Origin of the sequence: Streptomyces sp. NPDC093984 (assembly GCF_044764595.1) — a bacterium.
GTDB classification, from domain to species: Bacteria; Actinomycetota; Actinomycetes; order Streptomycetales; family Streptomycetaceae; genus Streptomyces; species Streptomyces cynarae.
The window spans coordinates 25,328-39,372 of record NZ_JBIWIM010000001.1; the positions used below are offsets into that span (position 1 = coordinate 25,328).

Genomic DNA, 14,045 nt, shown 5'->3' on the forward strand with positions numbered 1-14,045 from the left:
CGGTGCAGCCAGGGAAAACCAGCGGACGAGACTTATCCTCAGTCCGATGGCTATTGGGGAGGGTTGTGAAACGACGGGCGCCGCGCACCGCGACAACTCGGCACGTCACCGAGATCAACCGGACCGCGATCCTAGACGTACTCCGCGAGCACGGACCACTGTCTCGCCGCGACATCCAACAGCGCACCGGGCTGGGCTCGGCCACCATCGAGCGGCTGTGCTCGGCGCTCATAGAGGAGGGGGCGGTCGAGCTCGCGGGCCAGGTGCGCCCGTCGGTCGGCCGGCCCTCGACGCTGCTGCGCTTCGCGTCGTCGGCCCGCGCCATCATGGCTGTGGACGTCACCGAGTACACGGCGCGAGGACGCCTGGTCAACCTGGGCGGAACCACACTGTACGAGGAGAGCCACACCTTCGATCTCGACGGCCAGGACGCAGGCGCCGCCCGCATCAACGGGCTGCTCCACCTCGTCGACCGGCTGACCTCCCCGGAGACGGGGGTGACAGCGCCGATCGTCGCCATCGGCATCACGGTTCCCGGCATCGTGCACGCGGGGGTGGTGTCGAAGGCGGTCGAACTCGACTGGCAGGAAGTGCCGCTCGCCGACATCGTCTCGGCACGGTGCGATCTGCCGATCCACATCGAGAACGACGCCAACGCGACGGCCTACGGCGAGTGGACCGGCGGAGCCCTCGCGAACGCACAGAGTGCCGTCGCGCTCGTGCTGGGCGCCAGACTGAGCGCCGGGATAATCAACGAGGGGCACCTCTACCGTGGGCACCGGTCGGCCGCGGGTGAGATCGGCTTCCTGCTGACCTCCAGCGCATCGTTCGCCCGTTACTTCACGGAACAGGGCGACGTCGAGTCGACCCTGGCGGCGCAGGTGCTTCCGTTCGCCGCCCGGGAAGGCCTGCACGGCAAGCGCATCGGTCCCGCGTTCCGCGCGATGATGGCCTGCTGCCGGGAGGGCGACAGCGAGGCCGCGCGGGCCCGCGACGAGTTCTTCGACTCGATCGCCCTCGCCCTCGTCGCCACCTCGGTCGTGCTCTCGCCCCAGGTCATCGTGCTGGCCGGCGCGTTCGCACAGTACAGCGAGGAGTCCGCGGAGCAGCTGACCAAGCGCCTCGTCGGCCGGATCCCCTGGGTGCCGCGGATAGCGGTGAGCGAGCTCGGCTTCGACGCGGCGATCAGCGGCGTGAGCGCGCTGACGATCGAACACGCCCGTTCCGCGACGTACCTCGCATGATGCCGTCGGCCGTGCGACGCCTGGACGTCGCGGGCGGGCGCGCCGCCGGCAGCGTCGCAGTCCTACTTCCTACCACCAGCCGAACCAGGATGGAGCGTGAGTGATGGACGAAATGATACGGATTGCGGTGGTGGGTACCGGCGACGTCGCCATGGACCACGCGGCCGCGCTCACGTCCCCCGGTCCGGTCGCCGCGCAGATCGTGGCCGCGGCGGACACCGACCGGACCCGGCTGGACGCCTTCCTGGCCAAGCACGGGGCGCCGGCCGGCTACGACGACATCGACGAGTTGCTCGCCCGGTCCCGCCCGGACCTGGTGTATCTGTGCACACCGCCCGGACTCCACCGCGACCAGGCACTGGCCTGCCTGCGCTCCGGGGCAAGCGTGCTGGTGGAGAAGCCACCCGCGCTGTCGTTGCGGGAACTCGACGAGATCGCCGCCGCCGTGAGCGACCCGCCGTGGTTCGCGACCGTGTTCCAGCACCGTTTCGGCCGGGGCCAGGCCCGGCTCAAGGCCTTGGTGGACTCGGGACTGCTGGGCCGCCCGCTGCTGGCGGTCTGCCACACGACCTGGTTTCGCGACCAGGCGTACTTCGACGTGCCCTGGCGCGGCCGGTGGGACACCGAGGGCGGCGGGCCGACGATGGGGCTCGGCATCCACCAGATGGACATGATGCTGGACCTGCTCGGCGACTGGACCGAGGTGCGGGCCGTGACCAGGACGCAGGCGCGCCGTACGGAGACCGAGGACGTCTCGATGGCGCATGTGGCGTTCGCCAACGGCGCCGTGGCCTCCGTGGTGAACAGCGCCCTCTCGCCGCGGCAGGAGTCGTACCTGCGTTACGACTTCGAGCACGCCACCGTGGAGGTGACGCACCTGTACGGGTACCGGGACGAGGACTGGCGCGTGACGCCGGCACCCGGGCACGACGACGTGCTCGCGGCGTGGCAGCACGGCCTGACCGCCGCCGGGGACGGGGCGGCCGCGCAGAACTCCCGCAGCGGGCACTGGGCCCAGTTCGCGAAGGTGCTGTCCTCCCTGCGCGACGGCACCCCACCGCCCGTGCCGCTCGAAGAGTCCCGGCGAACTCTCGCGCTGGTGGCCGGTATCTACGCGTCCGCCGCGACCGACCGCCCGGTGAAACCCTCGGACGTCTCTCCCGGTTCGCCCTTCTACGACAGCATGGCCGGCAGCCGTGTCGGCTCGGACTGACGGATCGGCCCCGTTCACGTACAGGACACGTCCCGGTCGACGAACTCTCGCCGACGGGACACGACTCGGCCGTAGATCTTCGCTCGTACGCATCAGTTGACTTGGGTGCCTTCACGAGCCGTCCACGCGTCGCACGCGATCGCACGCCACTTTCCACCCCGGCCGCACGGCCGAAGAAATGAAGAGAGGCTCACGCATGCCGTCACCCGCCGGGCACCACTCGACCGGTCGACTCGCCGTGGACAGGCGAGGCTTCCTCAAGACCTCCTTCGGCGCCTTTGCCGGTGTGCTGGCCGCGCCCACGTTCGCCGGCTGGCTCGCCGCGGCGGACGCCAAGGCCGCCACGAGCCCCGCCGCGTTCGTCGACGACTACCGGACGAACGTGCTCGCCAACCTCACCCCCGAGACGAACGCGGTCGTCCGCGTCCTCGGCGGCATGAGCACGGTGTGGAAGACGGGCGGCGCCTGGAACACCGGCACTGTGCTGATGCCCGAGGTGCTGCGGGCCAACATGCGCTACTGCGCCCGGATCACCGCCGCCCGCACCGACGCGCAGGCGAAGGAGGCCTTCCTCTACGACCGGCAGCACCAGAGCTACGCGATGATCGCGGGCCTCGGCCCGCTGGCCGACCTCTACAAGGCGGGTGCCAAGGCGGTCACGTCGATCACGAGCGCTCCGGACGGCACACCGCCGACCAAGATCGACGACGCTGTGCCGGCCGACGCGCCTGCAGGCTCCGCGCTCGGCGCCGGCTCCCACGACTCCGCGCTCGGCAAGGTGGCCGAGCTGGTCGACACCCTGCGCGGCCCGTACGCCTCCGGCAACCCGGCCAAGTACGCCTACCAGTACCCGCGTCCCTGGCGCATGAACGAGGACAGCGAGGTCGTCGACACCGGGAAGACCGACGCGCTCGGCTACCCGGTCTACGAGTCCGACGTCGTCGTCGCTCCCCAGCTCCTGCGCCAGCGCAGCACGTCCCCGACCGACGACGGCGGGTTCCCCAGCGGCCACACCAACGCCTTCCACCTGGCGGGGCTGGCCTACGCGTACGCGGTCCCGGAGCGCTTCCAGGAACTGGTGACCCGCGCACTGGAGCTGAGCCACACCCGGATCATGGCAGGCATGCACTCCACCGTCGACGTGATCGGCGGGCGCATCATGGCCACCGCCCTGGCCGCCGCCACGCTCGCCGACCCCGCCAACGCCGGCCTCAAGGCAGCCGCACGCGCCCAGGCTCTCGCCTACTTCCAGGAGAAGACCGGCGCGACGGCCGACACGCTCTACGCCCACGCGCATTCGGCGGGCACGGACACCGACCCGTACGCCGACCGGGACGCCAACGCCCGCGCGGTCGGGCCCCGGTTGACCTATGTGCTGACCCGCCAAGGGTGCCACAGCGACCTGACCGTGCCCAAGGGCGCCGAGGTGCTGCTGGAGACGCGGCTGCCGTACCTGGACGCGGCGCAGCGGCGCGAGGTCTTGCGGACGACCGCGCTGCCCTCCGGCTATGTGCTGCTGGACGGCTTCGAGCAGTGGGGGCGGCTCAACCTGTTCGCGGCGGCGGACGGTTACGGCTCCTTCGAGACGGACGTGCGCGTGACGATGAACGCGGCCGACGGCGGGTTCGGCGCGCACGACAGCTGGCGCAACGACATCGACGGCGAGGGCGGCCTGACCAAGCGCGGCACCGGGACCCTGGCCCTGACCGGGAACAACCGGTACACGGGCGGCACCGTGCTCGAGGAAGGCACCCTCGTCGCCGCCTCACGGAGCGCGCTGGGTCACGGTGATGTGCGGGTGGCGGGCGGAACGCTGGTGGTGGCCGGCGCCGTACGGGTGCGCGGCTCCTACACGCAGGCGGCCGGAGCGGCCCTGGACGTCACGCTGCGGGCGGGGCACAAGGCGGCGCTGACGGTCGAGCGGCGCGTGGTGCTCGACCGCGACAGCGTGCTGGCGCTGCACCTGGACGAGGACCGGCCGCCGGCGGTGGGCGCCACCGTCCCGGTGATCGCTGCGAGGTCGTTGCGCGGGCAGTTCGGGCGCGTCACCGTGGCGTCGGACGCCTACCGGGCGGTCCCCGTGTGCACGGCGGACGGGCTGGCCGTACGGCTGCTGAAGCGGTAGCCGGTGGCCGCACGGTGACGGGCGTGTCGCGCCAGGGGAATGCGCGACACGCCAGCACCGCTGGGCGGGCACGGGAGCGTACGGATCGAGGGTGAGCGGCCGCCGTACGCGGACCCGTGCCCGCTGCCGCACCTCGCTAGAGCGTGGTGCGGGACTCGAGGTCGCGGCGGGTGTCGTTGCCGTATACGCCGGTCTCGTCGCCGCGGATGCCGTACCAGAGCTGGAAGCGGGCCACAGCGGCGGCGAGCGTGGCGTCGTAGCGGCCGTCGGTGGACCCGTGCTGATAGACGTCGGGGATGCGCAGCAGGCGTTTTTGCAGTTCGGTCACCTGCGGGCCGCTGTCGCCCTCGCGCAGGGTCCCGGGGCCGTCGGGGTCGGTGCCCGTCCGCTGGGCGGGGGCGCTGGTGGCGGGTGACCGGGGCGGCGGGGCCGCGGCGTGCTGCTCGGTGCCGTCGCCCTGCGGGCCGGGCAGGAGGAGGGCGGCGCCGAAGCCGATGAGGGCGGCAGCGGTCACCCCGACCGTGACCGCCGCGCGGCGCAGGGTGAGTCCGTCGTCGACGGGCCGCTCGCGCCGGCCCCGGGCAGACGGTACGGGGGGCAGTTCCTCCGTCGCGTCCTCGGCGGTCGCCGGCGCCACGTGGACGACGATCGGCTCGTAGCCGGGTTGCGTCGGGCGCCTCTCCCCTTCTTGCAGCTCTCTGACCAGTTCGGCCAGGGCCTCGGTGCGGCGGCGGCGCACGACGTAGGTGGGTTCCAGCACCCGGCGCCGCAGCGGCTGACCCTGCCCGGTCGGTGTCGCCACACTGCTCTCCTTCCGTGCCCGCGGTCTCCCGCCGTCCCCGGGAAGAGATACGTGCGGGGACGCCGACCGGTTCACCGGCACTGCACAGTCACCGCGGCGACGGTGCGTCCGCCCGGCGCCCGGGCATGATGCCCTGAGCGGCCATTGCCCCACAGGAATCGGCAAGCATCGCCTTCACCATTGACGCTCGCTCAGCTCGCCTCTACCTTCTGACCGATTCACCGAACCGCGTTCGAAATCCCGGCCCCCGCACGCCCTTTGGAGAGCGCATGAGCGTCCACCCCCTCCCCGCTTCACGGCCGTCGCGCCGGCTGTTCCTCGGTATGGCCGCGACCGTGCCGCTGGCCCTGTCCGCCGACCTGACCGCCGGCGCCCGGCCCGCGCGCGCCGCGGACTCGGCCTATGTGATGGGCTACTTCACCGAGTCGCCGAACGGCACCGGCACCGACTACGGCCTGCACCTGGCGGTCAGCACGGACTCCCGCCACTGGATGCCGCTCAACCAGAACAACCCCGTGGTCACGCCCACCGAGGGCGCCGGCGGCCTGCGCGACCCGTTCATCCTGCGCAAGCAGGACGGCACCTTCGTCGTCCTCGCCACCGACCTCAAGGGCACCGACTGGAGCTACGTCAGCCAGTACATCCACGTCTGGGACTCCTCCGACCTGCGCACCCTCACCGGCTATCGCCGGCTCAGGCTGCACGACATGAACACCCACAGCTGGGCGCCCGAGGCGTTCTGGGACGCGGGGCGCGGCCGGTACGCGATCATCTACTCCGCCGTCAACGGCAGCGGCCACAACGTGATCATGGTCAACTACACCACCGACTTCCTGACGGTGTCGTCCCCGCAGGTCTTCTTCGACCCCGGCTACGACGTCATCGACGGTGACATGGCGGTGGGCGTCGGCGGCGTCAACTACCTCTACTTCAAGGACAGTTCCAAGCAGGCTCTGGTGGGCGCGCGGTCCGCCTCCCTGGATCCCGGCAGCTTCACCGTCTTCAGCACCCCGGTCGCGCACGGCGGCACCGAGGCACCGATCCTGGTGAAGTCGCAGACGTCCGGCGCCTGGTACCTGTGGGGAGACACCTACACACCCAACGGCGTCTTCTACGCCTGGCAGAGCACCGACCTGGCCACCGGCACCTGGACGGCCCTGGACCAGCGCGACTACACCCAGCCGGTCAACTCCAAGCACGGCACGATCCAGCCGATCACCACGACCGAGTACACGAACCTCGTCGCCAAGTGGGGCGCTCCGGCCTGGCGGCGGCTGAAGTCGTACAACTACCCGGCGCGTTACGTCCGGCATTCGAACTACGTCGGCCGTATCGACGAGTACCCCTTCGACCCGTACACGGACGCGCAGTGGAAGCTCGTGCCCGGTCTCGCCGACAGTTCGGGACTGTCCTTCCAGTCGGTCAACTACCCGACCCGCTATCTGCGCCACTACGACTACCAGCTGCGGCTGGACGTGAACGACGGCACCTCGACGTTCGCAAAGGACGCCACGTTCTACTCCACCGCGGGGCTGGCCGACTCCTCGTGGACGTCCTTCCGCTCGTACAACTACCCGACCCGCTACATCAGGCACTCCGACTACGTGCTGCGCATCGACCCCGTCTCGACGGCCACCGACCGGGCCGACGCCACGTTCTCCGTCGGCTATTAGGCCCTTCCTACACCCGGAAGGGCCCGTCGGCCGTGAAGGCCAGCTTGGCGAAGCGTTCGCCGATGCGGCGGTGCGTGGCGGCGTCCGGGTGGAGTTCGTCGGGCAGCGGCAGCTCGGCGGCATCCGCCTCGCCGTAGAGGTCGCGGCCGTCGAGATGGTGCACGTTCGGGTCGTCGGCCGCCCGCTGCCGTACGATCCGGGCCAGCTCGTCACGGATGACGGCGAGGGTCAGCTTGCCCTGTGCCACCTCCGCCGCATCCCCGGCGGCCCGGAAGCTCAGTCGCCCGGTGGCGAGGGCGGTGAAGTCCGGGGCGCTGGGGCCGGGGGTGTCCTCGTGGATGGGGCACAGCAGGGGCGAGACGACCAGCAGCGGTGCGGTGGGATGGCCTTCGCGGATGGTGTCGAGGAAGCCGTGCACGGCCGGGGTGAAGGCACGCAGACGCATCAGGTCGGTGTTGACCAGATTGATGCCGATCTTGATGCTGATCAGGTCGGCGGGGGTGTCGCGCAGGGCGCGGGCGGTGAACGGGTCGAGCAGGGCGTTGCCGCCCAGACCCAGGTTGATCAGTTCGACGCCGGCGAGGGCGGCGGCGAGCGCGGGCCAGGTGGTGGTGGGGCTCGCGGCGTCGGAGCCGTGGCTGATCGAACTGCCGTGGTGCAGCCACACCTTGCGGCCCCGGTCCGGTACGGGCTCCACGGGCGCGTCGGTGCGCAGGGCGACAAGCTCGGTGGTCTCGTTGTGCGGGAGCCAGATCTCCACGTCCTTGAGACGGTCGGGCAGGTCGGTGAAGCGGAGGGTGCCGGCCTGTCCGGGTCGGTGTTCGGCGGCTCCGGTGGTCATGTCGATCGTGAGGGTGTGGCCGCCCGGCACACTGGCCCGGCCCGCCAGGTGACCGTCGACGAGCAGGTCGTAGACACCGTCCGGGCGGGGCGGGGCGCCCACGTACACCCGCTTGGTCGGCAGCGCGTCCAGTTCCACGGCGGTGGCCCGGGTGCGGAAGGCCAGCCGGACACCTGAGGGCTGGGACTCGGCCAGGGCGAGTTGCGGGTCGGCGCACTGGGCGCGGGCCCGGGCGGGCAGCCGGTGCGGCAGGACGCCGTGCGCCGTGCGCTCCAGGTCGAGGGCGCCGCGCACGAGGTCCGCGGTGACGGGTGTGGTGATCCAGTGGGTGTTCATCGCTTCAACCTGTTGATCGAGATGTCCAACTGTCCGCATTCGCGGGCCAGTTGCGCAGCAGGGCGTCGAGGCGATCCAGGATCCATGTCCAGGACTCCTGTGAGTCGGGAGCGCTGTGACTGAAGCCTCCGGCCGCCTCCAGGCTGACGTAGCCGTGGAAGACGCTGCCCAGCAGCCGGACCGCGTGCGTCTGGTCCGGTTCCGTCAGGTCGTACCCGCGCAGGATCGCGCGGGTCATCTGTGCGTGCCTGCCCCCGGCGCTGACGGCCGCCGTCTCCGGGTCGAGCCGGAACCGCGCCGCCGCGTAGCGGCCGGGGTGCTCGCGGGCGTAGTCGCGGTAGACGTTCGCGAAGGCTGTCAGGGCGTCCCTGCCGGCCCGCCCGGCCAGCGCCTCGGCGGCCCGGTCGGCGAGTTCCTCCAGAGCCAGCAGGGCGATCCGGGTCTTGAGGTCATGGGAGCTCTTCAGGTGCGAGTACAGGCTCGCGACCTTGACATCGAACCGCCTGGCGAGCGCGGAGACGGTGACCTGGTCGAAGCCGACCTCGTCGGCCAGTTCCGCCCCTGCCCGGACCAGCCGTTCGGTTGTCAGCCCTGCGCGCGCCATCGCCTGTCCCTTCGTGAACCTGAAGCGATTATGCACTTGCCTAAACTCATTAGGCAAATGCCATACGCGCACGGGCGGCGCTCGGCGCGTCAGTCGCGCACCATGCAGGGCCGCTTGGCGTCGAACGCCCAGTCCTCGATGAGGTACCGCATGCCGGTGACGTCGTCGCGGTCCGACAGGGCCTTGCTCAGGTAGAGCTCGTGGGCGGCGAGGAGCCGGTCGCGGTCGAGCCGGACGCCGAGGCCGGGGGTGTCCGGTACGGCGACCTCCCCGCCGGTGATCCGCGGCGGCTCGACGGTCAGGCGCTCCAGTCCCTCCTGCCAGATCCAGTGGGTGTCCAGCGCGTTGTACTCGCCGGGGGCGGCGGCTCCGCAGTGGGCCATCATGGCCAGGGAGATGTCGAAGTGGTTGTTGGAGTGGCAGCCCCAGGTCAGCCCCATGGCGTGGCACAACTGGGCGACACGGACCGACCCCTGCATGGTCCAGAAGTGCGGGTCGGCGAGCGGGATGGAGACGGACTGCAGCGCCAGCGCGTGGGTGAGCTGGCGCCAGTCGGTGGCGATCATGTTGGTCGCGGTGGGCAGCCCGGTGGCCCGGCGGAACTCGGCGAGGATCTCCCGCCCGGAGTAGCCGCCCTCGGCTCCGCAGGGGTCCTCGGCGTAAGCGAGGGTGCCGACGAGGGGCCGGCACAGTTCGACGGCTTCGCGCAGCGACCAGCAGCCGTTCGGGTCGAGCGTGATACGGGCGTCCGGGAAGCGCTCCTTCAGTGCGCGCACTGCCGCGACCTCCTCAGGGCCCGGCAGCACACCGCCCTTGAGCTTGAAGTCGCGGAAGCCGTAGAGCGCGTGCGTGGCCTCGGCCTGCCGGACGATCGCCTCGGGGGTGAGGGCCTCCTCGTGGCGGACGCGGTACCAGTCGGAGCTCGCGCCGGGTTCGCGGACGTAGTCCAGGTCGGTCCGGTCGGGATCGCCGACGTAGAAGAGGTAGCCGAGGAAGCGGACGGAGTCGCGCTGTTTGCCGTCGCCCAGCAGGGCGGCGACGGGCACCTCGAGATGCTGCCCGAGCAGGTCGAGGAGCGCGGATTCGACCGCGGTGATCGCGTGCACGGTGGTGCGGAGGTCGAAGGTCTGCTCGCCGCGCCCGCCCGCGTCCCGGTCCGCGAACCGGGTACCCATCGCACGCAGGACGCGCTTGTGGTCACCGACGCGTGCGCCGACCACGAGCGGCTCGGCCTCGCGCAGGGTCCGTGTGATCCGCTCCCCGCCGGGCACCTCACCGAGCCCGGTGCGTCCCTCGGAGTCCTCGATGACGACCACGTTGCGGGTGAAGCAGGGGCCGTGCGCGCCGGAGAGGTTGAGCGCCATGGAGTCCCGGCCGGCGACCGGGTACACGGAGTAGGAGGTGACGGTGGGCTGGCCCATGACAGGACTCCTCGGTCAGGTGCGGAGGTGGTGGGGCGAGAGGGGGACGCGGGTCACACGCCGATGGCGTCCAGGATCGACTCCATGGCCAGGACGCCGCCGAGGCCGAGCATCGCGAGGACCGTCGTGTAGGTGGTGCGTGCCTTGATCGCGTCGAGGACGGAGAGGTTGAAGTACTCCTTGAACATCCAGAAGCCCGGGTCGTTCACGTGGGAGAACGCGATCGACCCGCAGGAGACGGCGAGGACCATGATCTCAGGGTGCACCCCGCTGCCCGCCAGCAGCGGGAGGGCGACGCCCGACGCGGTGACGACGGCGACGGTCGCCGAGCCGAGGGCCACGCGGAGGATGGCCGCGATGAGCCAGGCGAGGATGATCGGCGACAGGGACCAGCCGTCGGTGGCGTTCTTGATGTAGTCGGAGATCCCGCCGTCGACGAGGACCTGCTTGAACGCCCCGCCCGCGCCGATCACCAGCAGGATCATCGCCATCGCCTGGGCTGCCGACCGGCACGAGGCGCTGACCTCCTCCAGGCTGCGGCCGATCCGCGGTCCGAACGCCCAGATCGCGACGCACAGGGTGAGCAGCAGGGCGATGGGCGCGGAGCCGATGAAGGCGACGAAGTGCAGGACGGGGCCGGAGGCGGAGGTGGCCAGGTCGGTCACCGCCGCGCCGGCGATCAGCACCACGGGCAGGAGGGCGACCGACAGCGACCAGCCCATGCCGGGCATCTCCTCCTCGGTGAAGACGCGGTCGCTGACCAGGCCGGTGGGTATGGACGGGTTCATCCTCCGGACGAACGGAAGGCGGGGCCACACCAGGGCGATCAGGGCACCGGCCGGGACGGCGACGAACAGGCCGTAGAACAGGGTCAGTCCGACCGAGGCGTGGAAGGTCGCGGCGACGGCGGTGGGGCCGGGGTGCGGCGGCAGGAAGCTGTGCATGGTGGACAGGGCGATCGACATCGGCAGGCCGACCCACAGCAGGTTGGCCCTCGTGACCCGTACCAGCGTGAACGCGATGGGCACGATGATGACGAACGCGACCTCGTAGAACATGGTGACGCCGATCAGCATGGCGGTCAGCACCATGGCGACCTGGACCCAGCGCGGGCCGCAGACGTCGAGCAGCTTTCCGGCGATCCGCTGGGCGGCGCCGGAGTCCCCCATCACCCGGCCCACCATGGCACCGAGCCCGATGGTGAGCATGGTGTCGCCGATCTGCCCTCCGATGCCGTCGGAGAGGACGTCGGGGATCTTCTCCAGCGGGATGCCCCGGACGAGGGCGACGCCCACGGCCACCAGCAACAGGGCGGCGAAGCCGTTGACTCTGAGCTTCGTCATCAGGAAGAGCAGGACCAGCACGCTGATCGCTACGACAACAAGTGGCATGGGTCAGTTCCCCTTTGAACCGCGCGGTCGCCTACTTGAACGACGTCCGCATATAAGGACGCCGTCTACACATGAGGATGGAGGCTAGGGTTGTGGACGCCGCAGGTCAATGGGTAGGCGGGGATGGAATCTGATGAGGCGACGGAATCCGACTCAGCGTCCGCTCGCCTGACGCCAGAGGGAGAAGGCCAGGCCGAGGCCCGCCAGGGCGATGGCGATCCGCAGCGGGGTCTCGGGCAGGCGCCGTACGATCACCGGGCCCATCCGGCTGCCGACGAGGCAGCCGAGGCCGAGCGCGGTCGCGGCCGTCCAGTCGACCGGGGCCAGGAAGGCGTAGGCGACGGCCGCGGTGACGTTGGCGGCGCCCGTGGCGATGTTCTTCACGGCATTGGTCACGGGCAGGGGCTCGCTCGCGGACAGCGACAGCACGGCCAGCATCAGCACACCCGCCGCGGCGCCGAAGTAGCCGCCGTAGAGCCCCACCACCAGGACCGCGCAGGCCGGCGGCAGCTTGGCGCGGACGCCGTCGCCCCTCGACGGATGTCTCGCCACCAGCCGGCGCAACGGCTCACGGGCCAGGATGAGTACGGACCCCAGGGCGATCAGCCACGGCACGACACGCTCGAACGCCGAGGACGGGGTGCCCAGAAGCAGGGCCGCGCCGGCCGAGCCTCCCGCGGCCGCGAGCAGGGCGAGCCGCACAAGACGTCGGCGCTGTCCGCGCAGTTCCTCCCGGGAGCCGACGGCGGTGCCCACCGTGTTGGAGAACAGCGCCACGGTGTTGGTCACATTGGCGGCCACCGGCGGGAGCCCGGCGGCCAGCAGCGCGGGGTAGCTGAACAGAGAGGCCAGACCGGCGATCGAACCGGCGAGCCCGGAGGCGACCCCCGCCCCGGCGAGCAGCACGACGGCGCCGACGTCCACACGGCCTCCCTCTCGAGATCGACGCGGCCCATACTCCCCTCACCCGGTCTCGTATCCAAGACGGTGTCTACATAGGGAGACAGATGGGCGTAACGGCAGCCCTGGGAAGCGTGCTTCGGATACGGGCGCGCCTGGCCCGTAGCCCTGCTCACGGGGGCGTCACTCGTGCCTGCCGGGCGGGGAGCGGCCCACGCCACGGCCACCACGGAGATTCCCGCGTGAACTTCCCGGCGCTCCACGTGAACTGCCCCGACGGCACGACCCCGGCGCGGCACGGCCTCGAGGTCACCAACGTCACCGTCAGGATCCACGACACGAACGTCTTCGGCGACACGACTGGAGCACGCCGGGCCGTTCTACGCCTGGGCGAGCGTCACCCGGATGCCGACCGTGCCCTTCTCGCCGCGTCGCAGCCGGCTGCCGAGAAGGGTGAGACGGCCGACGAGGCCGTACTTGCGCGCGATCAGTTGCCGGTAGCGGGCGGTGGTGGCCGCGTCGCAGATCTCGGCGGTGGCGGGGATCTGCTCGCCGGTCGGGTTGCCGCGCAGGTCGCAGGGGCCGACGAGGACGTCGGAGCGGGCCCGGATCCGCTTCACCTTCCAGGAGTCCGCGGCGGTCCACACACCGAGCGCGTCACCGTCCCGCACCACCCAGACCGGGGTGGCCACCGGGGTGCCGTTCCGGCGGTAGCTGGTGACCAACAGGTACTTGCCCGTTCCGAGCTGATCCAGGAGCGCGTGCATGAGCGCAGTGTAGGTGCCTCACGCGGGAGGGCGCCGGTACGGCCCTACCGGGGCCCTCTCACGCGGACGAAAGGACCGTCAGGACAACGTGCCGTCGTAGTCGGGCAGCTTGAACGTGCGCTCGGCGTGGCCGCCGACCAGGTCGGAGTCGTTGTTGCCGACGTTGGCGATGATCGTGTAGCCCTGCGCCTCGATCTCGGCGCGCTTGCTCGTCTTGTACGCGCTCACCTCGTCGAACAGGTCCGGCAGATCCCGCACGGAGAGGCCGTCGACCGGGTAGCCCACCGTCTTGAGGTTCCACTTGGTCTCGGCCTCGATGATGCCGGGGCGCGCGGTGACGAAGAAGACAGAGACTCCCCGGGACTTGGCGTACTTCGCGAGCTCCAGGGACGGCTGGACCGCCGGGGTGGGCAGCTGGTACCAGGGGTGGAAGTACGTCTCGAGGGTGGTGTTGTCGATGTCGAAGACGATCGCGAGCTTCCGCCCGGTCGCGGTCGCCGTGCGCTGCCGGACGTACGGCAGCGCCTGGTCGGCGACCGCCTTCACATCCGCCTGCCAGGTGGCGTAGTCGACACCGGCGGCCTGTGCCGCCGCCACGCTCACGGTGGTTGCCGCGGGAGCCGCGGAGGCGGTTCCCGCGGCGGTCACCGTGCCGCCGACGCCCAGCGCCACGACCGCCGACACCGCGCCGATGCGGCGCACCGCACCACGTCTTGTCATGCCCGTCC

Annotated in this window: 12 protein-coding genes; 4 read left to right on the top strand and 8 right to left on the bottom strand. The window is 71.0% G+C overall.

The genetic code is table 11. The features are described from left to right. The first annotated feature begins 65 nt into the window (after positions 1–65). The 3 genes from ACIRC0_RS00100 (at position 66) to ACIRC0_RS00110 (ending at position 4,582) form a co-directional block, all read left to right on the top strand. Positions 66–1,244 carry an ROK family protein gene (locus tag ACIRC0_RS00100; protein WP_403609155.1) on the top strand — a complete coding sequence of 393 codons (1,179 nt, stop codon included), beginning with the start codon at positions 66–68 and terminating at the stop codon, positions 1,242–1,244. Positions 1,245–1,347: 103 nt separating this feature from the next. Continuing rightward, positions 1,348–2,457 (top strand): Gfo/Idh/MocA family protein, encoded by a 1,110-nt coding sequence (locus ACIRC0_RS00105; RefSeq protein ID WP_403609157.1) that lies wholly within the window; start codon positions 1,348–1,350, stop codon positions 2,455–2,457. A gap of 196 nt (positions 2,458–2,653) precedes the next feature. Beyond that, a complete protein-coding gene (locus ACIRC0_RS00110; RefSeq protein ID WP_403609159.1) occupies positions 2,654–4,582 on the top strand; it encodes a phosphatase PAP2 family protein in 1,929 nt (642 codons plus the stop codon). A 136-nt stretch (positions 4,583–4,718) separates the two neighbouring features. Here ACIRC0_RS00110 and ACIRC0_RS00115 read toward each other — a convergent pair whose 3' ends face one another. Further along, complete coding sequence (locus tag ACIRC0_RS00115) at positions 4,719–5,384, bottom strand: peptidoglycan-binding protein (protein ID WP_403609162.1); 666 nt, start codon at positions 5,382–5,384, stop codon at positions 4,719–4,721. A gap of 269 nt (positions 5,385–5,653) precedes the next feature. On the opposite strand from ACIRC0_RS00115, the gene ACIRC0_RS00120 reads away from it, so the two are divergent. Further along, positions 5,654–7,057 carry a glycoside hydrolase family 43 protein gene (locus ACIRC0_RS00120; RefSeq protein ID WP_403609164.1) on the top strand — a complete coding sequence of 468 codons (1,404 nt, stop codon included), beginning with the start codon at positions 5,654–5,656 and terminating at the stop codon, positions 7,055–7,057. Between the two features lie 7 nt (positions 7,058–7,064). Here the strand turns inward: ACIRC0_RS00120 and ACIRC0_RS00125 are convergent, their stop codons facing one another. From ACIRC0_RS00125 to ACIRC0_RS00155, 7 genes are all read right to left on the bottom strand, one after another. Beyond that, entirely contained in the window at positions 7,065–8,234 is a 1,170-nt protein-coding gene (locus ACIRC0_RS00125) for a GDSL-type esterase/lipase family protein (RefSeq protein WP_403609166.1), read from the bottom strand. A gap of 4 nt (positions 8,235–8,238) precedes the next feature. Beyond that, positions 8,239–8,838 carry a TetR/AcrR family transcriptional regulator gene (locus tag ACIRC0_RS00130; protein WP_403609168.1) on the bottom strand — a complete coding sequence of 200 codons (600 nt, stop codon included), beginning with the start codon at positions 8,836–8,838 and terminating at the stop codon, positions 8,239–8,241. 89 nt (positions 8,839–8,927) lie between these two features. Beyond that, positions 8,928–10,259, bottom strand: a complete 1,332-nt coding sequence (locus tag ACIRC0_RS00135) for an enolase C-terminal domain-like protein (RefSeq protein ID WP_403609171.1) — start codon at positions 10,257–10,259, stop codon at positions 8,928–8,930. Between the two features lie 53 nt (positions 10,260–10,312). Continuing rightward, positions 10,313–11,650, bottom strand: coding sequence for a gluconate:H+ symporter (locus ACIRC0_RS00140; protein ID WP_403609173.1), 1,338 nt, complete (start codon positions 11,648–11,650; stop codon positions 10,313–10,315). A 153-nt stretch (positions 11,651–11,803) separates the two neighbouring features. Then, complete coding sequence (locus ACIRC0_RS00145) at positions 11,804–12,574, bottom strand: sulfite exporter TauE/SafE family protein (protein WP_403609175.1); 771 nt, start codon at positions 12,572–12,574, stop codon at positions 11,804–11,806. Positions 12,575–12,930: 356 nt separating this feature from the next. After that, the gene (locus ACIRC0_RS00150) at positions 12,931–13,317 is read right to left on the bottom strand and encodes a PPOX class F420-dependent oxidoreductase (RefSeq protein ID WP_403609177.1); all 387 of its coding nucleotides are present in this window, start codon (positions 13,315–13,317) and stop codon (positions 12,931–12,933) included. 78 nt (positions 13,318–13,395) lie between these two features. Next, complete coding sequence (locus ACIRC0_RS00155) at positions 13,396–14,037, bottom strand: HAD family acid phosphatase (RefSeq protein ID WP_403609179.1); 642 nt, start codon at positions 14,035–14,037, stop codon at positions 13,396–13,398. Positions 14,038–14,045 lie beyond the last annotated feature (8 nt).